The sequence below is a fragment of the Caballeronia fortuita genome (assembly GCF_001544835.2).
Lineage (GTDB): Bacteria > Pseudomonadota > Gammaproteobacteria > Burkholderiales > Burkholderiaceae > Caballeronia > Caballeronia fortuita.
Genome location: NZ_FCNX02000017.1, coordinates 164,889 through 189,410, shown reverse-complemented (window position 1 = coordinate 189,410; position 24,522 = coordinate 164,889). Strand labels below are relative to the sequence as shown.

The following is a 24,522-nucleotide window of genomic DNA, read 5'->3' as shown; positions in this document are numbered from 1 at the left end:
GCTTTCTTTGCCTACTTTCTTTGCAGCAGCAAAGAAAGTAGGTGCCGCCCCGCACAGGGGCAACGCTAATAGACCAATAACAAATCGGGATCGGCCAAAAAAACTAACCCACCGGCGACAAAGCCCCCAACTTATCCGCAGTCACCTTCTGCAAGGCAAACGCGAGCGCGCTCGCGTCCCATCGGTTTCCCTCGCATACCCGACGGCAGCGCGCAGCGCTGTGCCGAAACCGTTTGGTGCTGAACCAGTGCGCTCAAAGTAATGGCAAGTCGGACCGTGCGCGATCCAAGCCCGCTTAGGTGTTTGAGGGCACTCTTTAGGCGAGTGCCGCCGTGGACGAGAGGACTACCCAAAGTGCGTATGACCGCGGGCCTGAAAAGCTGCTTTCTTTGCCTACTTTCTTTGCAGCAGCAAAGAAAGTAGGTGCCGCCCCGCACAGGGGCAACGCTAATAGACCACAAAGAAAACGGGATCCAGCAAAGAAATTAACCCACCGGCGACAAAGCCCCCAACTTATCCGCAGTCACCTTCTGCAAGGCAATAATCCGGCTCATCGCCGCATGATTCCCGGCAGCGTCGTCATACATCTTGGCGAGATCCGCCTTGAGCTGCGTTCTCGATCCCCCATCGAGATAAACCATATGCCCCGATGGATAAAACGTAGCCGAAAGATTCTGCCGCACGGTCTTGTCGATCAGCGGCATCTGCTGCAAATCGATGATCGTCTGATAGAACGGCGTCACGAAGTCATACATCCCGTTCGCGGAAAGCACCTTCAAATCCACGTTCAACGCCATCACCGCCGCGAGATCGCCCGCCGTGTAAAGAATGACGTTACCCTTCGAATCCAGTCCCTTCTGCGCACCCGTCGGGTCCGTATGTTTGAAGTCCCAGTTGAGGAACGCCTGGTCATTCAGATCGGTGAATGAAGACGTCGACGTGAACTTCAACTGCTCGTTCAGATAGCTGTTCCACATCGTCGTGTAGACGCCGCTCACCGCCGTCATCGTCGGATCGTTGCCGCCCGAGTTCGGGTCGATCTTGCCAGCAATGCCCGTCGAAATCGCCGTCACGCGGCCATCGTAAGAACCGAGTGATTCTCCCTTCGACTTCAGCAGCGTCGTCAGAAACAACGAATTGCCGCGGCTGTCGTAGGCGGCGATGTCGAGACTCCATGCGAGTAACGTCGCCTTGTCGATGCCCGTGTATTCCGACAGCTTCTCGACCACCTCATCGTCCGTCTGCGGAAACTTGCGCAGCGCGTTTAAATAGTCCGTGCGCGAAAACTCCGCGACTTCCTCCGCGAAGCTCAGCAGATTGGTCGGCGTCGGATGCACGCCGAGCTTCTTGTGATACCACGCGTCCGACGCCGCCGTCGGCAGCGCGCCGACAGGATTGCCCGCCTGCGCGTAATCCAGAATCGACGATTGCAACGTGACGCCGTTCAGATCGATGCCGTCCTCGTGCAGCTTGTACGCCAGCACGCAACTGCGCGCCGTGCCGTACGACTCGCCGAACAGGAACTTCGGCGAATTCCAGCGGTTGTTCTTCGTCAAATATCGCTTGATGAACTGCGCGATCGAAGCCGCATCCTGATCGACGCCCCAGAAATCGCGATTCTTGTTCGGCTCGATCGCGGCGGAATAGCCCGTGCCGACCGGATTGATGAAAATCAGATCGCTGCGGTCGATCAGGCTGTCCGGGTTGTCCTCCATCTGATACGGCGCGGGCGGCGTGAAGCTCGGCATCGCCGTCTTGATGCGCCGGGGCGCGAAGGAGCCGAGCAGCACGAACACCGACGACGAACCCGGCCCGCCGTTATAGAAGAACGTGAGCGGCCGCGCTTCTTCCTTCGCGCCGTCCTTCGTGAACGCGACATAAAACATCTTCGCGCTCGGCTTCGAACTGCTCGGATCGACCGTCACGAGATGGCCGACCGTCGCCGTATAAGCGATCTTCGCGCCGCCCACCGTCACGCTGTGATGCGTGACCGCCGCGTTCTCGTCGGCTTCGGTGGCCGCGATCGCGTCGTCGGGGCCGTTGCCGTACGCGACCGGATCGAAGTACGGCTGGTCCTTCTTCGCCGTGGCGGTCTTCTTCGGCGCTTTCTTCGCGGCGGCCGCCATCGCCGGTTCTATCGCGTCCGCGGGTTTGCCGCTCGCTGCCAGTGGATCGGAGTTCATCGTCATCGCTCCAGAATCGTCGTCGTGGTTGTTGTTCACTGTCTTACGCCTTCAACTTTTTGCGGACTTCAGCGCGGCCGCGATCTTCGCGCCGTCGGGACTGCCCATGCCGGTGCACGCATCCCAACCGGCCGCCGCCGAAAAACTGCCGTTGTTGCCCTCCGTGATGTCGCGGAACGCCGCCTTCGCCTTGTAGAGCTTCGCGTTGACGAAGCCCGAAGGCGCGCCGTTGATCGCATTGATGCGCGCGATCAGCGCGGCCCACAGCGGCGCGACCGCGCTCGTCCCGCCGACGACCGTGTCTTCACCGTCGATCAGGACGTCGTAGCCCGTCTGCGGCGACGCGTCGCCCGCGACGTCCGGCACGCCGCGCTTGGCGAGCGCTGCGCGCTGGCCGTTGCGCGTGACCGACAGGCCGTTCTGCCACACCGGCCGCGCGAACACGCCCGACACGCCGCCACCGCCGGAACCGCCCTGCTCGCCGTCGTTCCAGACGACTTCCTTCGAGATGCCCGCAGCGGACGCCGCGAGGCTCGTGCCGCCGCAGCCGAGCACGTACGGGCTCGATGCCGGAAAGTCGACGTGATCCGCACCGTCGCCGACGCCATCGGTGGAGCCGCTGTCGCCCGACGCCGCGCACACCGTCACGCCGAGCGCCGCCGCGCTCTGCAGCACGTCATTAAATGCGCCGATCGATTGCGACGACCAGTTCGACTCCGGCCCGCCCCAGCTGATCGAAATCACCGACGGCTTGTTGGTCGCGTCGTGCAGCGCGCGGTTGACGGCATCGACGAAACCGGCGTCGCTGTTCGGCGCGAAGTACACGGCGATGCGCGCGCCCGGCGCGATGGCGCCCGCGATCTCGATGTCGAGCGTCACCTCGCCGTCCGGGCCGTTCGGATTGCCGGTCGGCGCGTTCTTGCCGCCATCCACGCCAACCGACACGACCTTCGGCGGCTTCACGCCGAGCTTCGAGAAGTACGCGGAGAGATCGGCGTCGCGGTAGCCGCCGCCCAGTTCGATGATCGCGATGCACTGGCCGGCGCCGTCGCCATCGGGGAAATCGTAGAGACGCGCGAGATCGACCGGCGTGAACGATGCCGGCGTCACGCCGCGCGCCGGCTTGAACGGCGGACGGAAACGAAAGTGCGGACGCGCCTGCGGCTTGCTGTCGAGCCCGAGCACGGCGGTAATGGCGTCGTGCACTTCGTCGGGCACCTTCACGGGCCCCGTGCGGCCGCGATATTCGCCGATGTTGTGGTGCTGATAGCGTTCGAGCTTGACGTCGAAAGCCTTCTGGAACTGTTCGATGGTGCCCTTTAGCACGACGCTGCGCGTCTCGGTCTCCGCGCGCACGACCGTCAGGCCGTATTGCGCGGCGAATGCCTTGACCTTCGCGACGTCGTCGTCGGATGCGGTGAAACGCTTGTCGAATTCCTCGCGCGACACCGCCTGCGCGGGCGCCTCGCCGGAATCGATGCGCGCCATCATCTGCCTGAAACCCGCTTCGTCCTTGCGCCGCAGCATCACGATCACTTCGATCTGCTCGGATGGATCGCACGCGCCAACGCACTGCGCGCCTTCGGGATGAATCTTGTCGCTGCCGCTCACCGGTTGCTTCGTCATGGTATCGATGCTCCTCGTTGGCCATGAGGTTCAAAGGTTCACGATCCTGCCGTCGCCGCGCCTATCGTCTTATTTTCCGCGCGCGAATGCAATTGCTCGGACCGTTGACCAAAGAATGCAGTTCCGGCGGGACAAAACTTGTCCCGGTCTTCAACGGCCCGTCTCGATCTGCTTTTCCGCCGATGCCGTCAGTCCGAGACGCGCCATCAGGCGTTTCGCATCGAACGGGGCGCGCACTTTCTGGTCGTTGTCGAAGTAGCAGAACACGTCGCGGGCGGCGCGCGGGCGCGATCTCGCCGATGAAATCAGCCGCGCGTCACCGATCTGCCCGCCCGACGCCCAGCATCCGATGCGGCGCGCCCATTCATCGAGCGCTTCGTCCTTATAGCTGCCGCCGTAGAGCGTTTCACTGCCGTGCAGCCGCAGATACGTGAAGTCGGCGGTGAGGTCTTCGGCATAGGGCCAGCCCGCGACCGAATCCGACACGACGAGCGCCGCGCGGTGCTTGCGCAGCAGCCGCACGAATTCATCGGTGCAAAAGCTGGGATGGCGAATCTCGATCGCGTGCCGCAGCGCGCGCTTTCTGCCCGGCTCGAACCAGGGATCTTTGACGCGCGTGTCGTGCCCTTGCGCGAGCCGCGCCGCGGCAACGGTGTTTCTCGGCAGCAGATCGAGGAAACGCTCGAACGCATCCGGTCGAAAGGCGAAGTTCGGCGGGAATTGCCAGAGGAAAGGACCGAGTTTGTCTCCGAGCGCGAGCACGCCGGACGCGAAGAAGTTCGCGAGCGCGGCGATGGCCGTCTCGTCGCGGAAGCGCAGCATGTGGGTCAGATAGCGCGGCCCTTTCACGCTGAAGACGAAGCCGGCGGGCGTCGCGTCGCGCCACGCGCGATAGCTCGCCACGCTCTGCAGCGAGTAATGCGAGCCGTTGATTTCGACCGTCTGCACCGCGCGCGACGCGAATTCGAGTTCGCGAGCCTGCGCGAGTCCCTTCGGATAGAACACGCCGCGCCAGCCGGCATAGCGCCAGCCGGAAATGCCGATGCGGATGCGCCCGGTCACCGTGCGTCCTGGTGCGGACGCTCTTCGGCGTATTCGGTGCGCGCGCCCTGCGGCAGCCACGGCTCGCGATGCTTGCACCACAGTTCGTAGGCCGGCTCGAAGATGCCGGTTTCGTCGAATGCGCCGAAGGGCAGATCGACTTCGTCGCGCGTCGTGAACTCCATGTACGCGACCGATCCGCACACCGGGCAGAAGTGCCGCCGCCCTTCCTCGGAGCTTTTCCACGTCGACAGGCTGCCGCTCATCATCACGTCGCCGCGCGCGTAAATCGCATAAGCTCCGAATGCGGAGCCGTGCACCTGCCGGCATGTCATGCAGTGGCAGATGCTCGCGCGTATCGGTTTGCCCTGCGCGCGAAAGCGAAACGCGCCGCATGCGCATCCGCCTTCGTGAACCAAAGTCGCCAGCTCATCGTCCTTTTGAACGTTCATCGATCTCTCCCGAAATTCAGCGGTTTGTTACGATAACCCTTCACGATCGGAGATGGCACTCATGAGCACATCGAGCATGACCGGCACCACCAGCACCTCAGGCACCACGCGTACCTTGTCCTTGCTGAAGCTGCTTCCCGGCGCCGGATCGGAGTTCGGTCCCGCCGCATCCGACCTCGTCGCCCATGTTCTGTCGCACGATCGCTTCGATGCCGCCGCGAATGCGAACGCGCCGCGCGAAACCTTCCGCGGCGTCACCGTCGACGACGTCATGAACGACGAATACGTGTTTCCGCTCGGCCGCACCGGCCAGTCAATCGTGCTGACGGGCTATCGGATCGCGGCTGGCTTCATCGCCGAGCGCGCCGCCGACGAATGGCTCGAACTCGCTCACAAGGAACGCGTTGCAAGAGGCTTGCCCGCTGCGCCGCAGGGCGGCGAGCCGCATCTTTCGCCCGATCCCGCCGAAGCCGATCAACTGCTCGACCTCGCGTACGAGTGCGCCCAGCGCATCCTCGATCCGGCTGCGGGCGAGCCGGTGCTCTCGCTCTTCGAAACGCACTATCGCGGCGGGCGGGAGTTTTTGCGCCTGACATGGGAAGGCTTGCCGGAAGACCTCGTGCCCGAATCGCGCCGCCCGCTCGCGGCGCTCGCGGCGGCCGCGCAGAATGGCGAGCGGCGCGAGAAGCGCGACTACGATCCTTACGGGCTGGACGGCGTCGACGATTACGACGTCGACAGACCGCTCGCTTATCGCGAGAAGATCGGGCCGTTTCTCTTCACGATGACCTATCGCCACGAATATCCGCAGGTCGACGACGAGCGCCTCGGCACCGCGTTCGCCGTGTTCCACGAAGCGGGCAGCGACATCGTCGCGGCGGCGGTGCGGCTGCAACTCGTCAAGGTGCCGCCGCTCACGAGCAGCGCGGACCTCGTCTACACGCTCGATACCTATTCGGGCGAGATGCTTTCGCTCGCGCTCGCATCGACCGAAGCGCTCGGCCCGGAAAAGCTCTGCGAAGTCTTCAACGCGCATCGCGTCATCTACATCAGTCTGTGGGAAGTGAGGAAGCCGTGGCGCGGCGAGGGTCTCGGCGTCGCGCTGCTGCATCAGGCGCTGGAGAGGCTTCCCGTCGATGTCGACGGCCGGCCCAACGCGCTATGCGTCGCGCCCGAGCCATATCAGACCGACATGCGCCATTTCGAGAAGCTGCCGGGCGTGCTGCGCGAAGAGTTGAAGACGCCGGCGAAGCGCCTCGCCGCGCATCTGACCAACTGGCTGGAACGCTCGAAGCTGCCGATCGCGACGCACTTCTTCGTGCCGATGGCCAAGCACGCGGGCATCGGCTCGGCTGGCGAGAACGCGCGGCTCATCGATCGGATCATGGAGAGCGAGGCGTAGTCGATGCTCGTCATCGTCGACATGCAGGCGCGGCTGCTGCCGCATCTGAATGACGCAGCCGGTGTGACCGAGCGCGCCGGCACGTTGCTGCGCGCGGCGACGCTGCTCGACGTGCCGGTCGTCTGCACGGAGCAGAATCCGCAGCGGCTCGGCGCAACCGTCGACGCCTTGCGCGACGATCTCCGAACCGCGAAGGTCATCGAAAAGCACACCTTCGATGCGACGTTCGCGCCCGCCTTCGCCGATGCGCTGCCGCCCGCGCCCGCGACGTTATGGGTCGCCGGCGCGGAGGCGCATGTCTGCGTGCTTCTGACGATGCTGGGGCTGCTGCGGCTCGGCTATCGCGTGGAATGCGTGGCGGACGCAGTGGCGTCGCGCCGCGCCGAGGATCGCGCCGTCGCGCTCGAAAGGGCGAAACAGGACGGCGCGCGGCTCACGACCGTCGAAACCGCGGTCTTCGGCTGGCTCGGCAGTTTCACGCATCCGCGTTTCCGGGACGTGCTTGCGCTCATCAAGTGAGCGCGTATATGGCGTGCCGGTCATCGAACGCGCGGGACTTCGTCGGCAGGATCGGCGCAAAAGCATCGTCGGTTTGAAGCATTTACTTGTTTGAGCGCCGCCGCATTGCCGCACAGCGCCTTGCGCGCATGGCGTGCGCGCGCCCTTGCGCTGCATGGCATCCGGCTTGCTGTACTCAGCGGTCGCGGATCGACGAACGTTCGGTTCCCTTACAGTTGCCGGCGACAAACGAATCCGCGCCTCAAGCGTCCCCGCACACCCGAGCACCGGCGCGCGCGTCCGATCCGTCGCAATCGGCCGCGAGCGAATGCCCATGAAGACTCGAGCCCGTCGACGCCCTTCCGAACGAGCGAGGAGCCCCCGATCGCCATGTCCCCAGCCGATACCCACATCAACGACGCCGACGATGCCGCGCAAAAGCCGTCGCGCCGCCGTTTCCTGCAATCCGCCGCAGCGGCGGCAGCCGTCACCGCCGCGCCGCTCGCGCACGCGCAGCAGCAGGCTGCGACGCCTGCCGCAGCGCCAGCGCCAACACCTGCCGCCGTGCCGATGATGCCCGTCAAGCTCACCATCAACGGCCATCCGTACGAACTCCAGGTCGAAGCGCGTACGACGCTGCTCGACGCGCTGCGCGAATACGCCGATCTCACCGGCACGAAGAAGGGCTGCGATCGCGGCCAGTGCGGCGCGTGCACGGTGATCGTGTCGGGCCGGCGCATCAACTCGTGTCTGACGCTCGCCGTGATGCACGACGGCGAATCCGTGACGACGGTCGAAGGCCTCGCGCCCGACGGCGACACGCTCGCGCCGATCCAGCGCGCGTTCATCGAGAAGGACGCCTTTCAGTGCGGCTACTGCACGCCGGGGCAGTTGTGTTCGGCAACCGCGCTGATCGCCGAATACCGCGCGGGCGACGCGAGCGCGGTCACCGCCGACGTGCGCTTTCGCCCCGCGCAACTGTCCGACGACGAAATCCGCGAGCGCATGAGCGGCAACATCTGCCGCTGCGGCGCGTATCCGAACATCGTCGCGGCGGTGAAAGCCGTCGCGTCGGGCAACGCCTGAGGGAGACGACATGGACGCGATCTCCTATCAGCGCGCCGCCGACATCGGTGCGGCGCTATCGGCGGCGAGCCAGCCAGGCACGATGTTCATCGGCGGCGGCACCAACCTGCTCGACCTGATGAAAGGCGGCGTGATGCGGCCGATGAAGCTCGTCGACATCACGCACATCGACGGATTGAACGGCATCACCGCCCTGCCCGACGGCGGCCTGCGCCTGGGCGCGCTCGTGCGCAACAGCGACGCGGCGAATCACGCGTGGGTGCGCGAGCGTTATCCGCTTCTGTCGCAGGCGCTGCTCGCGGGTGCGTCGGCGCAACTGCGCAACATGGCGACGGTCGGCGGCAATCTCATGCAGCGCACGCGCTGCTCGTATTTCTACGACACCGGCTTTCCCCAATGCAACAAGCGCACGCCGGGCAGCGGGTGCGCGGCCATCGACGGTCATAACCGCATGCACGCGATTCTCGGCGCAAGCCGTCAATGCATCGCGACGAATCCGTCCGACATGAGCGTCGCGCTCGCCGCGCTCGATGCCGTCGTGCGCGTGACCGGCCCGAATGGCGAGCGGGCGATTCCGTTCGCGGAGTTTCATCGGCTGCCGGGCGACAGGCCCGATCTCGACACGACCTTGCAGGCCGGCGAGCTGATCACATCGGTCGATCTGCCGCCGCCGCCTTTCGCGGAACACTCGAAGTATCTGAAAGTGCGCGATCGCGCGAGTTACGCGTTCGCGCTCGTGTCGGTCGCGGCCGCGTTGCAGATGGACGGCAACACCGTGAAGAGCGCGCGCATCGCGCTTGGCGGCGTCGCGCACAAGCCGTGGCGTGCGAACGCGACCGAACGCGCGCTCGTCGGCGCATCGCTCGATAAAACCACGCTGCAGACCGCTGCCGCACTCGCGGTGCAAGGCGCGCAGGCGCAGCGCGACAACGCGTTCAAGATCGCGCTCGCGCAGCGCGCGATCGTGCGCGCGGTTCAACAGGCCGGAGGTGCCGCATGAGTGTCATCGGAAAACCGCTGGATCGCACGGACGGCGTGCTGAAGGTCACGGGCCAGGCGCGCTACTCGGCCGACAACACCGACGCGAAGCTCGCGCATGCGGTGCTCGTCACGAGCACGGTCGCGAAGGGCCGTATCGCGTCGATCGATACGAGCCGCGCGCAGGCGCTGCCCGGCGTGCTGCTCGTGATGACGTACCAGAACGCGATGCGTCTGCCGAACAACGGCGTTCCCGACGCGCAGCCGCCCGCCGTGCGCAAGCTCACGCTCCTGCAGACCAACGAGGTGCGTTACAGCAACGAGCCGGTGGCGGTCGTCGTCGCCGATACGCTGGAGCACGCGCAGGACGCGGCGCGCCATGTCGCGGTGCGCTACGAAGCCGCGATGCCCAATGCCGATTTCGCTCGCGCGAAGGCGTCCGCGTATCAGCCGGACAAGATGATGGGACGCGCGATCACGACGAAGCGCGGCGACGTCGACGCCGGCTTGCGCCAGGGACCGACGCGCCTGAACGCCGTCTATACGACGCCCTACGAACATCACAATCCGATGGAACCGCACGCGACGCTCGCGCGCTGGGATGGCCCGAACCTCACGCTCTACGATGCGACGCAAGGCGTGTCCGGCGCGAGAAGCGCGGTCGCGAAGTTCTTCGGCATTCCGGACGACCACGTGCGCGTGATCTGCCCGTTCGTCGGCGGCGGCTTCGGCTGCAAGGGCTCGGCGTGGTCGCACGTCGTGCTGGCGGCGATGGCGTCGAAGCAGACCGGGCGCCCCGTCAAGCTCGTGCTGGAGCGGCCGCAGATGTTCGGCATGGTCGGCAACCGGCCGTTCACCGAGCAGCGCATCGAAGTCAGCGCGCGCGACGACGGCACCATGACGGGCATGCGTCACGACGTCATTTCGACGACGTCGACGTTCGAGGACTGGACCGAAAGCTCCGCGATCGTCACGCGCATGTTGTACGCGGTGCCGAACCAGTCGACGTCGCACAAGCTCGTGAAGCTCGACATCGGCACGCCGACGTTCATGCGCGCGCCCGGCGAGACGAGCGGCTCGTTCGCGCTCGAAACCGCGATGGACGAGATGGCGTATCAGTTGAAGATGGACCCGCTCGCGTTCCGCCTGAAAAACCACGCGAACATGGAACCGCAGGAGAAGAAGCCGTGGTCGGAGAAGGCGCTGCTCGAATGCTACCGGCGCGGCGCGGAGACCTTTGGATGGTCGAAGCGCAATCACGCGCCGCGTTCGATGCGCGAGGGCAACACGCTCATCGGCTGGGGCATGGCGACGGCGACGTATCCCGCGAACCGCAGCGAGGCGTCGGCGGTGGCGCGCATCCTGCCCGACGGCACCGCGATGGTCGCGTCCGGCACGCAGGATCTCGGCACCGGCACTTACACGATCATGACGCAGGTCGCCGCCGACGCGCTCGGCTTTCCGCTCGACTACGTGCGCTTCGCGCTCGGCGATTCGTCGTTGCCGAAGGCGCCGGTATCGGGCGGCTCGCAATCGGCGGCGAGCGTGTCGCCGGCGGTGCGGGCGGCGTCGATGCAGGCACGCGATCAGCTCGTCGCGATGGCGCTCGCGGATCGCGCGTCGCCGGTCAACGGTCTTGCGCGCGAGGACGTGACGGTGAACAACGGCTGGGTCGTGAGCGTGTCGAATCCGGACCGGCGCGATCCGGCGGCGGCGATCATCGCGCGCAACGGCGGCAAGCCGATCGAAGCGGTCGCCACGACCAAGCCCGGCGACGAGAAAAAGCAGTACTCGTTTCACTCGTTCGGCGCGGTGTTCGCGGAAGTGCACGTCGATGCGGACTTAGGCATCGTGCGCGTGCCGCGCATCGTCGGCGTGTACGACGTCGGCACACTCTTCAACGAGAAGACCGCGCATAGCCAGTTGATGGGCGGGATCGTGTGGGGCGTCGGCTCGGCGCTTCTCGAGAAAAGCGAACTGGACGCGCGTTATGGGCGCTACACGAACGCGAATCTCGCGGAGTATCACGTGCCGGTGAACGCGGATATCGGGATGCTGGATATCGCGTTCGTTGGCGAGCCGGATCCGCATATCAATCCGCACGGCGCGCGGGGGATCGGCGAAATCGGCATTACCGGCGTGGCGGGCGCGCTCGGCAATGCGGTGTATCACGCGACGGGCGTGCGGGTGCGGGATCTGCCGATCACGCTGGATAAGGTGTTGCCGCCGACGATGGTTTGAGGGGAAGGGATGAAACGCGCGCGGTGCTTGTGGGAAGCGCCGCGCGTTTTTTTGTGCTTGCGACGATTTTCGTTGCCCCGCACAATTCCCCTTTCCCCACACGAGCAGCCGCGATGACCTATTCGTCGAACGCGACCGGCATCCTGCTGGCGGCCGGCCTCGGCACCCGCTTCGACCCGTCCGGACTCCACAACAAGCTGCTCGCCACCCTGCCCGACGGCACGCCGGTCGTGTTCCAGTCTGCGCGCCGGCTGCTCGCGGTGTGCGCCGAAGTGATCGCGGTCGTGCGGCCCGGCGCCGAAAAGCTCGCCGACGTCATCAACGAAGCAGGCTGCAACGTCATCTTCAGCATCGACGCCGAGCGCGGCATGGGCGCGACGCTCGCCGCGGCCGTGCGGGCAACATCCGATGCCGATGGCTGGCTCGTCGCGCTGGGCGACATGCCGTGGATCGAAGCGTCGTCGTATGAAGCGGTCGCACGCGCGGTCGATGGCGGCGAAGCGCTCGCGGCGCCCTTTTTTCGCGGCAAGCGCGGACATCCCGTGGGTTTCGGCATGGCGCATCGCGAAGGGCTCGCCGCGCTCGACGGCGATACCGGCGCGCGCGGCATCTTCACGATGCACAAGCCGTTCGTCGTCGATGTCGACGATCCGAACATACTGCGCGACGTGGATCTTCCAAGCGATCTCGGACAGGCCTAGGCCGATACTCAGGCCGCGATCGCCTCCGTCGAATCCGCGGCATCGGCGCCAATCGGCAGATAGCGTTTGCTGACTTCGAGCAGCGTCGCGCCGAAGCCCTTCTTCGCCCGAAAATCCGTCCGCGCGCTCGTCACCACGCGCGGCGACGCGCTCCACTCGATACGCGCGCCGGCCGCGATCAGCGCCTCGACGAGCGCCACGTCCTCGCTCGTTTCCAGCGGCGCGAATCCGCCCGCCCGCACATACGCTTGCGCCGACACGCCCATGTTCGCGCCATGAATATGCCGATGCCCGTCCGCATCGGTATAAGTGCGCCCGAAGTGCTCGCGCACCGCGCCGATATGCGGCGACCAGTCGTGCACGCCGATCACGCCGCACACCGCGTCCGCGCAGCAGTCGAGCTGGCGCACGAGCCAGTCTTCGGCGACGGTCGTATCGGCATCGGTGAAGGCGAGCCAGCGCGCGCCCAGCGCCAGCGCCCGCTCTGCGCCATGCGAGCGCGCAATGCCGACGTTGCGCGCGTCGATACACGTCACCTCCGCACCGAGCGCGCGCGCGATATCGGCGGTGGCGTCGGTACAGGCATCGGCGACGACGATCACCCGCACCGCCTCGCCCAGCAACTGGTGATGGTCCGCTGCGCGACGCGCGGCCGCCACGCATGTGCCGATATGCGCGGCTTCGTTATGGGCAGGGATGACGATGGCAAGCATAAGGCGGCTCCGTATGTGAATGTCGGCGCAGGCAATCGAATGCCGCGATGGATGAATTTCAGCAATGACCGTTCCTATCGCCCGCCAGTCACCGCGCCCGCTGCCCTGCCAGCCGTGCTATAGCGTCTCAAAGGGCACGATCGTCTCTAAATAGTTGCTGAAAAGCCGCGGAAATCGCTAGAATTACTGTATGAATATACAGTACTTTTCTGATTCCGCTCGCCGATGAAAAGCGTCACCATCGATCCGTCGTTCGTTGCATGGCGTACCCGGGCGCGCGAGCTCCTCATGGAGGACGCGCGCCCGGAAGACGTGGTGTGGCTCGAAACCGATGCATCGGCAACCGTGTTCGGCTCGGTCGCCGCGTCCCCGCGCGGCTCGTCGGATCCGAACGCGAAGAAGCCGGTCAAGGTCGCGCGCGAATTTCTCGCCATGCTCGAAACGGCGGCGTGCTATCGCGCGCCGGACCGCTGGCCGTTTCTCTACAAGGCGCTGTGGCGCTGGACTCAGGGCGACCGCGCAATCGCCTCGCCGGAAGATGCGGACGGGCATCGGCTGCGGCGGATGATCGAATCGGTCGAAGCCGAAGAAACCGAAATGCGCAAGGTGCTGCGCTTCCGGCATCGGGATTCGTCGCTCGGGCCGCCCGAGTTCATCAGCTGGTTCGAGCCGGTGCATGACGTGCTGGAGCACGCCGCGCTGCATTTCGCCACGCGCATGGGCAACGCCACGTGGATGATCGCCACGCCTCACGGCGCCGCGTTCTGGGACGGCGCGCTGCTGCGCGTGGACCGCACGAGCGAGCCGGAAGAAAAGCCAATGGACTTCGGCGACACCGCGATGAGCGGCGAGGCCGTGAGCGGCGACGCGATCGAGGCGCTGTGGCTCGCGTATTACGAGAGCACGTTTGCACCGGCGCAGGCGAACGCCGCTGAAATGGCGTCGCATATGCCGGTGCGCTACTGGAAAAGCCCGGAAAACGCACGCACCGATCCCGCGCTCATTTCCCGCGCCGATCCCTATTCGCGGCGCGACCGCCATCCGCGCAACGTGCCGTCGGACATGGAAGTGGCCATCAACACGGATCTCGAGCCGATCAAGGGCACGATGCTGACCGAGCCGCCGTCGCTCGATGCATGCAGGCGCTGCGCGCTCTGGCGCAACGCGACGCAGGCCGTGGCGGGCATCGGCCCCGGCGACGCCCGCGTGATGCTCGTCGGCGAGCAGCCGGGCGATCAGGAGGACCGCGAGGGCAAGCCGTTCGTCGGCCAGGCGGGCAAGCTGCTCGACGAAGCGCTCGCGGAGGCGCAGATCGCGCGCGAATCGCTTTATCTGACGAACGCGGTGAAGCATTTCAAATGGGAAGCGCAGGGCGAGGAACGCGCGCATCTCGCGCCCGCGCAGCGCGAACGCGAAGCCTGCCGCTACTGGCTCGACGAAGAACTGAAGCGCATCGGACCGAAAGTCGTGGTCGCGCTCGGGGCGACGGCGCTGAAGGCGCTCACGGGGCATCGCACGGCGCTGTCCGAGTATCTCGGCAAGACCATCGAGCACAAGGGGCACATCATCGTGCCGACGTATCACCCGTCGTATCTGATGCGCCTGACCGACGACCACGTGCGCGCGGAAGTCTTCGGAACGATCGTCGAGGCGCTCGTCTTCGCGCAGCAGATCGCCGACGGCACCGCGACCATCCGCACGCCGGTAAAGGACCGCACGCGCTGAACGCCGGCAAATGCAACAGGACGAAACAGGACGCAACAAGACGAAAGCGCCGTCAACGTTCCTGTAAGCCGCGCGTTATATCCGTGTCGCGCCGCTCTGGCGCTCATCGATGGTCCCGACGACAACCTCCATGGCCGCTCTCCCGCTCGAAGAACTCCGCCGTCAACAATCGCTCACTGCGCTCGTGCCGAAATCGGCCGGGCAACTGCAGACCGAACGCGAGCGCATCGTCGCGCGTCTGCAATTGCTGCTCAACGTGACCATCGCAGTGGCGCTCGCGGGCGTCGCGCTCATCGCGTGGCTGCCGTTCTCGCCGGTGCCGCACGAATTCCGCTTCGGCGTGCAGGAAGTGCTCGGCGTCGCCGTGTTCGCCTCGTGTCTGTTCATCCTGCACGAACGCGCCGAACTCGAACTCGGTCTGTACGACTACGAGCCCGTCGAGCAGACGACGCAAGGCGAACTGCGCGCGCTGCTTCATCGCGTGCCGGAAGGCGTGTCATATCAGGAAGCGCTCGCCGCCGACAAGCGCACGTTCGTGGCCGGCGAAGTCGACGGCATCCGCCGCCGCGCCGAAGCGTTCACGCCGAAAACCCTGCCCGCCGACGACGGCAACACGGAAACCTGAGCGCCGCTCTTTCGCGCACGCCGCATCGAAGCCGCCGCCTCGCCATCGCGAGACGGCGGCTTTTTTACATCGCCGCTGAAAACTTCGCGCCTTGACGAGCGCGCCGGCGCCTCCTTCAATACGTGACAGATGCCGCAACCGGCGCTCAGACTGTCACGCTTCGAGACGCAATCCGTGTCGACGGCGCGCGCGCCGCCAGTCAGGAAGCGGCCGGGACGCCGCGGGCATGACGGCTGCTTGCCAAGCGCCGGCCCCGCGCGATTTGCCAGATCGAACGAGGCCACGCCACTTGCAGGAGCCAAGATGCGAGCCAATCCCCTTTCCACGCTGAGCGACGACCTCACGACGGCGCTCGTCCCCGACGAGCCCAGCGCGCCGCCGCGCGCGCACGCAGCCGAATCCGCGCGCAGCGACGACTACGACGAACTCGCCGCCTTTCACGGCATCGAGCGCGAGCGCCTCGTGCTGATCCATCCGGGCAGCCATCACGCCGCGCCCGCCTGGCCCGCCGAATGTTATGCCGATGTCGCCGACCAGCTCGCCGCCGATGGCTGGCAGATCGCGATCGTCGGCGACGCGCCCGATCCCGAGCGCACCGCCGGCGTCCTCGGCGCGATGCAGTCGGCCGCGCTCTTTCTCGCGGGCGCCGTCGCGCCGGCCACGCTGCCGCGGCTGATCGCGAACGCGCGCCTGCTCCTGTCCGACGACGCCGAAGCGTCCTCGCCCGTCGCCGCCGCCCGCGCGCTCGGCACGCCGCATATCGTCCTCGACGAGCATCCGCGCGATACCGGCAGCGACGCGATCGCGGCCCGCGCCCGCGCCGCGCTCTCGAATACCGGCGACGCGCATCCGGGCGAGCCGTTCACGCTGCACATGCCGGCTGCGCACGCGTCCGCGTAGCGTCGACATAACTTTTCGGGGGACATCATGAAATACGACATGCAGACCAATCCCGTTCCGGATCCCGTCGCGGACCCGAACCGCGATCCCGAGGCCGATCCGCTCACGCCGCCCTCGCCGGGGCATCGGCCGGACGAGCCGCAGCATCCCGAAGCGCCGCCCGACAAGGATCCGATTCTGCGTCTCTGACCTGACGCTTTCCCTACGGGAATTCCCGCCCTACACGCACCGCCCGGGCCTGCCGTAAAGCGGGCATGCGGCGGCGTGCGCCGTCGCAAAGACCACGCGAAATCAACGCGAAATCAACGCAAAGAGGCGACGGGCGCAACATGAACAGAATGACGTTGAACAAAAAGCTCGGCTCGCTGATCGCCGTGCTGTGGATCGGCTTGATCGCGATCGGGATCATCGGAGCGTGGCAGAACCGGACGTCGATGATCGACGACCGCAAGGAGCAGCTAAAGACGCTCGTCAACGAGGCCTACGCCGTCACCGCGCACTATGCTGCGCTCGCCGCGAACAAGACGATCACCGAAGACGAAGCGAAAAAGCGCGCGCTGGAAGTGGTCGGCGCGATCCGCTACGGCACGGACGGCTATCTGTCGATCAACGATTCGCATCCGACGATGGTCATGCATCCGATCAAGCCGGCCATGAACGGCAAGGATCTGTCGACTTACACCGATCCGGCGGGCAATCGCCTGTTCGTCGATATCGTGAAGGCCGGCGATCAAACCGGCGGCGGCTTCATCAGCTATCTGTGGCCGAAGCCCGGCAGCGACAAGCCGGTCGGCAAGCTCTCCTACGCGCAGCGTTTCGCGCAGTGGGACTGGTATCTCGTCACCGGCATGTACATGGACGACGTGCAAAGCGCGTTCTGGGCGAGCGCGCTGCGCTGGCTCGCGATCACGGCGGTGCTCGGCGGCTTCGCGACGGCCGCGATGCTGATCGTGCTGCGCAGTATCAAGCGCAATCTCGGCGGCGAGCTGGAGCTTGCGGTCGGCGCGGCGCATCGCATCGCGCGCGGCGATCTGACGAGCAGCGTCGAGCTTCATCCAAACGACACGACGAGTCTTTTGCACGCACTCGCCGTGATGCAGCGCGGCCTCGTCGAGACGGTCTCGCGCGTGCGCAGCGGCACGGACAACATCAACGTGGGCGCCTCGGAGATCGCGGCGGGCAACACCGATCTCTCGCAACGCACCGAGGAACAGGCCGCGGCGCTCGTGCAGACCGCGTCGAGCATGGATCAGATGACCGCGAACGTGAAGAACAACGCGGAAAGCGCCGCGCAGGCCGCGCGTCTCGCGGAGCAGGCGGCGGACGTGGCGACGCGCGGCAGCGGCGTCGTCGACGACGTGATCGACACGATGACGCGCATCACGGCGAGTTCGCAGCAGATCGGCGACATCATCGGCGTGATCGACGGCATCGCGTTCCAGACGAATATTCTCGCGCTGAATGCGGCGGTCGAAGCGGCGCGCGCGGGCGAACAGGGACGCGGCTTCGCGGTTGTCGCGGCGGAAGTGCGCAGCCTCGCGCAACGTTCGGCGACGGCGGCGAAGGAAATCAAGGCACTCATCGAAACGTCGACGCAGACGGTCGAGCAAGGCGCATCGCTCGTGACGAACGCGGGCGCGACGATGACGGAAATCGTGCAATCGGTGCGCCGCGTGAACGAGATTCTCGACGAGATCAGCCACGCGTCGCGCGAGCAGAGCGCGGGCATCGAACAGGTGAACCGCGCGGTCGTCGAGATGGATCAGGTGACGCAGCAAAACGCCGCGCTCGTCGAGGAAGCCGCCGCCGCCGCGCATTCGCTGAAGGATCAGGTCGATGTGCTGCGCGAGGCGATCGGGAGTTTCAGGTTGCCGGCGTGATGTCCATCACACCAGGAATCGCTCGACGAGACGCGCCCAGTAAGCCGCGCCGACCGGCAGATTCTTGTCGTTGAAGTCGTAGTGCGGGTTGTGGACCATGCAGCCGTCCTCGCCCGCACCGTTGCCCAGACGCAGGAACGAGCCCGGCCGTTCCTGCAGCATGAACGCAAAGTCTTCGCTGCCCATCAGCAGATCGGCGTGCGCGACGACGTTGTCCTCGCCGACCAGTTCGCGCGCCACCTGAATCGCGAACTCGGTTTCCGCGTCCGAATTCACGACGACCGGATAGCCTTCCAGATACCTCACCATCGCGCTCGCGCCGTAGCTCGCGGCCTGCGACTCGACCAGTTCCTTGATGCGGCGCCTGAGCAACTCGCGCACTTTCGGATCGAACGAGCGCACGGACAGTTCGAGCGTCGCACGATTCGGGATGACGTTGTTCACCGTTCCCGCGTGCATCGAACCGACGGTGACGACGGCCGGCTGCGCCGGATCGACGTTGCGCGCGACGATCGTCTGCAGCGCCATCACGATGCTCGCCGTCACGACGACCGGATCGACCGACAGGTGCGGCCGCGCCGCGTGCCCGCCAACGCCTTCGATCACGATCGACACCTGATCGCCCGCCGCCATGAACGGCCCCTTGCGGAACAGGAACGTGCCGGGCTGCGCGCCGGGATGGTTGTGCACGCCGAACACGGCATCGCAATGAAAGCGCTCGAACAAGCCCTCTTCGATCATCTTCTGCGCGCCGCTCGGCACGCCGTGCTCTTCCGCCGGCTGAAAATACAGATGCACCGTGCCGTTGAAATTACGGGTGCGCGCGAGATGACGCGCCGCGCCGAGCAGCATCGTCGTGTGGCCGTCGTGACCGCATGCGTGCATCTTGCCGTGCGTCTCGCTCGCCCAGGGCTTGCCGCTCTGCTCGATGATCGGCAGCGCGTCCATGTCGGCGCGCAGGCCGATGCTCTTCGTGCCGTCGCCCGCCCTCAACGTGCCGACGACGCCCGTTCCGCCGACGCCGCGCGTCACCGTCCAGCCCCAATCCTCGAGCCGGTCGGCGACGAGCGCGGCGGTGCGCGTCTCTTCGTACGAGAGCTCCGGATGACGATGAATGTCATGACGAAGCTCGCGCAGCGACGGCGCGTCGTCTGCGAGATCGGCGATGACGGTGAAGTGTTGGTCGGACGAAGTCGTCATGGAAAAGCCCTTGCGGTTTGATCGGAAAACGGCGCACATGATCCTCCACCTGCGCCGCGCTTTCCAGTTGTTGCGCAGGATTTTTTCGAAGGCAGTAAGCGAATCGTGAAGTTTCGGCGGTTTTCAGCGCAAGAAACGGTCGATGACGCCGGCGAGTTTCGCGAAAGCCGGCGCGATGTCCTCGTCGGGCACGCACGCATAGCCGATCAGCAAGCCCGGTTCCGCGTCCGGCCGATGCGCGTAATACCCCGACAGCGGCCGCACGACGATCTCCTCGGCGAGCGCGGCGGCGGCGAGCGCGCGGTCGTCGACGTACCCGGGCAGCTTCAGCACGAGATGCAGTCCGGCATCGCCGCCGGCGATCGCAAGCGTGTCGCCGTAGCGTTCGGCGATGGTCGCGAGCATCGCGTCGCGGCGCTGGCCGTAGAGCGCGCGCATCCGCCGGATATGCGACGTGAAGTGTCCCTGCTCGATGAATTCCGCCAGCACGGCCTGCTGCAATAACTGCCCTTCGCGATACAACTCGGCGCTCGCCGTCGCGAAACTCTCCGCGAGCGTTTCCGGGACGACGACATAGCCGATCCGCAGCCCCGGAAACAGCGTCTTGCCGAAGCTGCCGACATAGATCACCTGCCCCGACGTGTCCATGCCCTGCAGCGACGCGAGCGGCCGGCTGCCGTAGCGAAATTCGCTGTCGTAATCGTCCTCGATGATCCAGCAGCGGTGCTGACGCGCATATTCGAGCAGCATGCGGCGGCGCGCGAGGCTCATCACCATGCCGAGCGGATACTGATGCGACGGCGTGACGAGCATGAGCTTCGGCGGCGATGCGAGATTGGCGGGCCTCGGCGCGATGCCTTCCGCGTCGACGGGAATCGCCTCCAGATCGAGCCCGGACACTTGCAGGACGCTGCGCACGCCCCAGTAGCACGGGTCTTCGGTCCAGATCGTGTCGCCCGGATCGGCGAGCAGGCGCGCGGCGAGATCGATGGATTGATGGATGCCCGTCGTCACGACGATCTGCTCCGGCGTGCAGCGCACCGAGCGCGACGTGCGCAGATAGTGCGCGAGCGCGTGGCGCAATCCCGCGTGGCCGCCGCCGGGCGCGTAGGTCAGCAGATCGGGCAGCGGCTTGCGCCAGTATTTCGCCTGCAGCCGGTTCCACACGCGCGACGGAAACCGCGACACGTCCGGCACACCCGGCATGAACGCGCCACCCTGACGCTTCGAGACGCCCGCGCCCGAGATCAGCCGCGCGCCGCGCGTGGAGAGCGTCGAGTGCGCATCGGACGGCGTCGCGGTGTCGGGCGGGGCATCGTCGAAGAGGATTTCGTCGGGCGTGCTGTCCGCGACGAACGTGCCGCGCCCCGTCGCCGACGATACATAGCCTTCGAGCGCGAGCTGCTCGTAGACCTGCGTCACGGTGTTGCGCCCGACGCCCAGTTCAGCCGCCAGCAACCGCGACGACGGCACTTTCGCGCCCGCCGCGAGTTCGCGCGTGAGGATCGCCTGCTGCAAAAGGCCGTGCAATTGCCGGTAGATCGGCTGGCCGTTCGTGCGGTCGATGCGCTGCACCAGCCAGTCGGAAAGCACGCTTGCGCGCGTCGACATCGAATTGGCTCCTATAGATTTATTGAAATGGCTCTGAACTTGAGGGCCAAATCTTACTATAGTCGACCTTGAATCCAGTCCGCCGATGCGGCCACACACGATCAAGGAGATATCCGTGAGCACGACCCTCAAAAACGCCGATCTGCAAGCCCGCAAGAACGCCGCGACCCCGCGCGGTGTCGGCGTAATGTGCGATTTCTACGCCGCGCGCGCCGAGAACGCGGAATTGTGGGATGTCGAGGGCCGCCGCTTCATCGATTTCGCGGCGGGCATCGCGGTGTGCAACACGGGGCATCGTCATCCGAAGATTGTCGAGGCGATCCGCGCGCAGCTCGATTGCTTCACGCACACGGCGTATCAGATCGTGCCGTACGAGTCGTACGTGTCGCTCGCCGAGAAGATCAGCGCCCGCGCGCCGGGTTCGCATGCAAAGAAGACGGCGTTTTTCACGACGGGCGCGGAGGCGGTCGAGAACGCGGTGAAGATCGCGCGCGCCGCGACGGGCCGGCCGGGCGTGATCGCATTCACGGGCGGCTTTCACGGCCGCACGCTGATGGGCATGGCGCTGACCGGCAAGGTTGCGCCGTACAAGATCGGCTTCGGGCCGTTCCCGTCGGACGTGTATCACGCGCCGTTCCCGAATCCGCTGCATGGCGTGTCGGTGGCGGATTCGCTGCGCGCGATCGAGCATCTGTTCAAGGCCGATATCGAAGCGACGCGCGTTGCCGCGATCATCTTCGAACCGGTGCAGGGCGAAGGCGGCTTCGTTCCCGCGCCCACGGAGTTCGTGCGCGGCTTGCGCAAGATTTGCGACGACCATGGCATTCTGCTCATCGCCGATGAAGTGCAGACCGGTTTTGCGCGCACCGGCAAGCTTTTCGCGATGGAGCACCACGGCGTCGTGCCGGATCTGATGACGATTGCGAAATCGCTGGCGGGCGGGATGCCGCTGTCGGGCGTCGTCGGAGGCGCGGACATCATGGATGCGGCCGCGCCGGGCGGACTCGGCGGCACGTATGCGGGCAACCCGCTGGCGGTGGCGGCGGCGCATGCGGTGCTCGATATCATCGACGAAGAGAGGCTCTGCGAGCGTGCGGCTGTGCTCGGCGACAAGCTGACGGCGAAGCTCGAAGCACTCAAGGGCGATGTGCCGCAAATCGCCGATGTGCGAGGGCCCGGCGCGATGATCGCGGTGGAGTTTTGCAAGCCCAGTTCCCATGATGCGGATGCTGGTTTTGCCAAGCTCGTGCAAACGCGGGCGCTGGAGCGTGGGTTGCTGCTGCTGGTGTGTGGAGTTTATTCGAACGTGGTTCGGTTCCTGTTTCCGCTCACGATTCAGGATGCGGTTTTCGATGAGGCTTTGGCTATTCTCGAAGATGTGTTGACGGAGACTGTCGGCGTCGCGGTCTGATTGTTTTTGCTTTTTCGTTTTTCGCAGGGCGGGGTCGGTGGGTCTGCTTTTGTCGCCGGATCCCGTTTTCGTTTTGGTTTATTGGCACTGCCCCTGTGCGGGGCGGCAGTCACTTTCTTTGCTGCTGCAAAGAAAGTAACCAAAGAAAGCAGCTCTTCAGGCCCGCGGTCACACGCAGTTTGGGTAGTCCTTTCATCCAAGGTGGCACTCGCCTAAAGAGTGCCCTCGGAGGACTAGCCCGACTTGGCTCGCGCACGGTCTGACAAGCTAGTCGTTTCAGGGCGCTGGTTCAGCACGAAAGAGCATCGGCTCAGCGCTACGCGCTGCCGCTGGGTCTGCGGGGGAAACCAACATGATGCATGTGCGGTGCGATGGAAGTGTCAGTAGAGATGCCCGCGCGTTCCCGATTGACCTGTCGGCCGCGTAGCGGGCCGGAGCTATTTGGTGCTGAACCGGTTTGTTAAGTGGTGCGATGTGACGGACCGTGCGCGATCCAAGCCCGATTGGTCCTATGAGGGTACTCTTTAGGCGAGTGCCACGGTGGACGAGAGAACTACCCAAACTGCGTGTGACCGCGGGCTTGAAAAGCTGCTTTCTTTGGTTACTTTCTTTGCAGCAGCAAAGAAAGTGACTGCCGCCCCGCACAGGGGCAGTGCTAATAGACCAACATGAAAACGGGATCCGGCGACAACAACATCGAGCCAACAAAAAAAGGACTAGCAATGGAAGAACAACTGAAAGACCCAACACTGCTGCGCAACGCAGCCTACATCGATGGTGAATGGCAACAAGCCGACAACGCCGAAACCTTCGAAGTCATCAATCCGGCAACCGGCGAATCCCTTGGCACAGTGCCCAAAATGGGCGCATCGGAAACCCGCCGCGCAATCGATGCAGCCAACACCGCCTGGCCCGCGTGGCGCAAAAAAACCGCCAAGGAACGCGCAATCATCCTGCGTCGCTGGTTCGACCTGATGATGGCCAACGCCGATGATCTCGCACTCATCCTCACGAGTGAACAAGGCAAGCCGCTCGCCGAAGCCAAAGGCGAAATCGCATACGCAGCCTCGTTCATCGAATGGTTCGCGGAAGAAGGCAAACGCGTCGCCGGCGATACGCTCGCCACACCCGCCGCCGACAAGCGCATCGTCGTGACGAAAGAACCGATCGGTGTCTGCGCCGCCATCACGCCGTGGAACTTCCCCGCCGCGATGATCACACGCAAAGTCGGACCGGCACTCGCAGCCGGTTGCCCGATCGTCGTCAAACCCGCCGAAGCAACGCCCCTCTCCGCCTTCGCGCTCGCCGTGCTCGCGGAACGCGCCGGTCTGCCCAAAGGCGTGCTCAGCGTCATCACCGGCGACCCGAAAGCAATCGGCGGCGAGATGACCAGCAATCCCGTCGTGCGCAAGCTGTCCTTCACCGGATCGACGGCGGTCGGCCGCCTGCTGATGGCCCAAAGCGCGCCGACGGTCAAGAAGGTGACACTCGAACTCGGCGGCAACGCGCCCTTCATCGTGTTCGACGACGCCGATCTCGACGCCGCCGTGGAAGGCGCGATCGCATCGAAATATCGCAACAGCGGCCAGACCTGCGTCTGCACGAACCGCTTTTACGTGCACGAACGCGTCTACGATGCATTCGCGCAGAAGCTGGCGGCGGCCGCGAGCAAGCTCAAGGTCGGACTCGGCACGGAAAGCGGCGTGGCGCTCGGGCCGCTCATCAACGAAGCAGCCGTGCAGAAAGTCGAATCGCATATCGAAGATGCGCTCGCGAAAGGCGCCGCGCTCGCCTCCGGTGGCAAGCGCCACGCGCTCGGCCACGGCTTCTTCGAGCCGACCGTGCTGACCGGCGTCACGCCCGACATGAAAGTGGCGAAGGAAGAGACGTTCGGACCGCTCGCGCCGATCTTCAAATTCGCTTCCGACGACGAAGTCGTGCGCCTCGCCAACGACACCGAATTCGGCCTCGCCGCTTACTTCTATAGCCGCGACATCGGCCGCATCTGGCGCGTGGCCGAAGCGCTCGAATACGGCATGGTCGGCATCAACACCGGACTGATCTCGAACGAAGTCGCGCCGTTCGGCGGCGTAAAGCAATCGGGCTTGGGGCGCGAAGGCTCGCACTACGGCATCGACGATTACGTCGTCATCAAGTATCTCTGCATGGCGGTCTGATCGCGCGCGTTTTCGCAAGTCATGCACAAAAGCCTCGGCACTTCAATGCCGAGGCTTTTTCTTTCGATGCGG

Annotated in this window: 20 protein-coding genes; 13 read left to right on the top strand and 7 right to left on the bottom strand. The window is 65.4% G+C overall.

The window, feature by feature from the left end; genetic code table 11:
• Positions 1–485: 485 nt before the first annotated feature.
• The 4 genes from AWB77_RS28105 to AWB77_RS28090 all read right to left on the bottom strand — a co-directional run bounded on the left by AWB77_RS28105 (position 486) and on the right by AWB77_RS28090 (position 5,302).
• Positions 486–2,126, bottom strand: a complete 1,641-nt coding sequence (locus AWB77_RS28105; protein ID WP_244158678.1) for a S10 family peptidase — start codon at positions 2,124–2,126, stop codon at positions 486–488.
• Between the two features lie 108 nt (positions 2,127–2,234).
• Complete coding sequence (locus AWB77_RS28100) at positions 2,235–3,809, bottom strand: S53 family peptidase (protein ID WP_061137728.1); 1,575 nt, start codon at positions 3,807–3,809, stop codon at positions 2,235–2,237.
• Positions 3,810–3,959: 150 nt separating this feature from the next.
• Positions 3,960–4,871 (bottom strand): DUF72 domain-containing protein, encoded by a 912-nt coding sequence (locus tag AWB77_RS28095; protein WP_061137727.1) that lies wholly within the window; start codon positions 4,869–4,871, stop codon positions 3,960–3,962.
• Positions 4,868–5,302, bottom strand: a complete 435-nt coding sequence (locus AWB77_RS28090) for a GFA family protein (protein ID WP_061137726.1) — start codon at positions 5,300–5,302, stop codon at positions 4,868–4,870. The genes AWB77_RS28095 and AWB77_RS28090 overlap by 4 nt, the downstream gene beginning before the upstream one ends.
• A gap of 61 nt (positions 5,303–5,363) precedes the next feature.
• Here AWB77_RS28090 and AWB77_RS28085 point away from each other — a divergent pair, with 61 nt between their 5' ends.
• The 6 genes from AWB77_RS28085 to AWB77_RS28060 all read left to right on the top strand — a co-directional run bounded on the left by AWB77_RS28085 (position 5,364) and on the right by AWB77_RS28060 (position 12,208).
• Positions 5,364–6,704 carry a hypothetical protein gene (locus AWB77_RS28085; RefSeq protein ID WP_061137747.1) on the top strand — a complete coding sequence of 447 codons (1,341 nt, stop codon included), beginning with the start codon at positions 5,364–5,366 and terminating at the stop codon, positions 6,702–6,704.
• Positions 6,705–6,707: 3 nt separating this feature from the next.
• Positions 6,708–7,223: an isochorismatase family protein gene (locus AWB77_RS28080; protein ID WP_061137725.1), complete on the top strand. Its 516-nt coding sequence runs from the start codon at positions 6,708–6,710 to the stop codon at positions 7,221–7,223.
• A gap of 369 nt (positions 7,224–7,592) precedes the next feature.
• Positions 7,593–8,288, top strand: a complete 696-nt coding sequence (locus AWB77_RS28075; RefSeq protein ID WP_061137724.1) for a (2Fe-2S)-binding protein — start codon at positions 7,593–7,595, stop codon at positions 8,286–8,288.
• Between the two features lie 10 nt (positions 8,289–8,298).
• Entirely contained in the window at positions 8,299–9,288 is a 990-nt protein-coding gene (locus tag AWB77_RS28070) for an FAD binding domain-containing protein (protein ID WP_061137723.1), read from the top strand.
• Positions 9,285–11,507 carry a xanthine dehydrogenase family protein molybdopterin-binding subunit gene (locus AWB77_RS28065; protein ID WP_061137722.1) on the top strand — a complete coding sequence of 741 codons (2,223 nt, stop codon included), beginning with the start codon at positions 9,285–9,287 and terminating at the stop codon, positions 11,505–11,507. Before AWB77_RS28070 ends, AWB77_RS28065 begins: the two co-directional genes overlap by 4 nt.
• Positions 11,508–11,620: 113 nt before the next feature.
• Entirely contained in the window at positions 11,621–12,208 is a 588-nt protein-coding gene (locus AWB77_RS28060; protein ID WP_061137721.1) for a nucleotidyltransferase family protein, read from the top strand.
• A gap of 8 nt (positions 12,209–12,216) precedes the next feature.
• Here the strand turns inward: AWB77_RS28060 and AWB77_RS28055 are convergent, their stop codons facing one another.
• On the bottom strand, positions 12,217–12,921 hold the full coding sequence (locus AWB77_RS28055) for a glycosyltransferase family 2 protein (protein WP_061137720.1): 705 nt from the start codon (positions 12,919–12,921) through the stop codon (positions 12,217–12,219).
• Between the two features lie 225 nt (positions 12,922–13,146).
• Between AWB77_RS28055 and AWB77_RS28050 the strand changes: the two genes are divergently transcribed.
• From AWB77_RS28050 to AWB77_RS28035, 5 genes are all read left to right on the top strand, one after another.
• Positions 13,147–14,646, top strand: coding sequence for a UdgX family uracil-DNA binding protein (locus AWB77_RS28050; RefSeq protein WP_061137719.1), 1,500 nt, complete (start codon positions 13,147–13,149; stop codon positions 14,644–14,646).
• A 130-nt stretch (positions 14,647–14,776) separates the two neighbouring features.
• The gene (locus AWB77_RS28045) at positions 14,777–15,271 is read left to right on the top strand and encodes a hypothetical protein (RefSeq protein WP_061137718.1); all 495 of its coding nucleotides are present in this window, start codon (positions 14,777–14,779) and stop codon (positions 15,269–15,271) included.
• A gap of 303 nt (positions 15,272–15,574) precedes the next feature.
• Positions 15,575–16,171, top strand: a complete 597-nt coding sequence (locus AWB77_RS28040; protein ID WP_061137717.1) for a glycosyltransferase family 9 protein — start codon at positions 15,575–15,577, stop codon at positions 16,169–16,171.
• Between the two features lie 27 nt (positions 16,172–16,198).
• Positions 16,199–16,360, top strand: coding sequence for a hypothetical protein (locus tag AWB77_RS36530; RefSeq protein WP_167354188.1), 162 nt, complete (start codon positions 16,199–16,201; stop codon positions 16,358–16,360).
• Positions 16,361–16,509: 149 nt separating this feature from the next.
• Positions 16,510–18,051, top strand: coding sequence for a methyl-accepting chemotaxis protein (locus AWB77_RS28035; RefSeq protein ID WP_061137716.1), 1,542 nt, complete (start codon positions 16,510–16,512; stop codon positions 18,049–18,051).
• A 6-nt stretch (positions 18,052–18,057) separates the two neighbouring features.
• Here the strand turns inward: AWB77_RS28035 and AWB77_RS28030 are convergent, their stop codons facing one another.
• The gene (locus AWB77_RS28030; RefSeq protein WP_061137715.1) at positions 18,058–19,251 is read right to left on the bottom strand and encodes a M20 aminoacylase family protein; all 1,194 of its coding nucleotides are present in this window, start codon (positions 19,249–19,251) and stop codon (positions 18,058–18,060) included.
• 123 nt (positions 19,252–19,374) lie between these two features.
• Positions 19,375–20,862, bottom strand: coding sequence for a MocR-like pyridoxine biosynthesis transcription factor PdxR (pdxR, locus tag AWB77_RS28025; RefSeq protein WP_061137714.1), 1,488 nt, complete (start codon positions 20,860–20,862; stop codon positions 19,375–19,377).
• 115 nt (positions 20,863–20,977) lie between these two features.
• On the opposite strand from pdxR, the gene gabT reads away from it, so the two are divergent.
• Together gabT and AWB77_RS28015 are read left to right on the top strand one after the other, a co-directional pair.
• Entirely contained in the window at positions 20,978–22,273 is a 1,296-nt protein-coding gene (gene gabT, locus AWB77_RS28020) for a 4-aminobutyrate--2-oxoglutarate transaminase (protein WP_279616196.1), read from the top strand.
• A gap of 722 nt (positions 22,274–22,995) precedes the next feature.
• Entirely contained in the window at positions 22,996–24,450 is a 1,455-nt protein-coding gene (locus AWB77_RS28015) for an NAD-dependent succinate-semialdehyde dehydrogenase (protein WP_167354187.1), read from the top strand.
• Positions 24,451–24,522 lie beyond the last annotated feature (72 nt).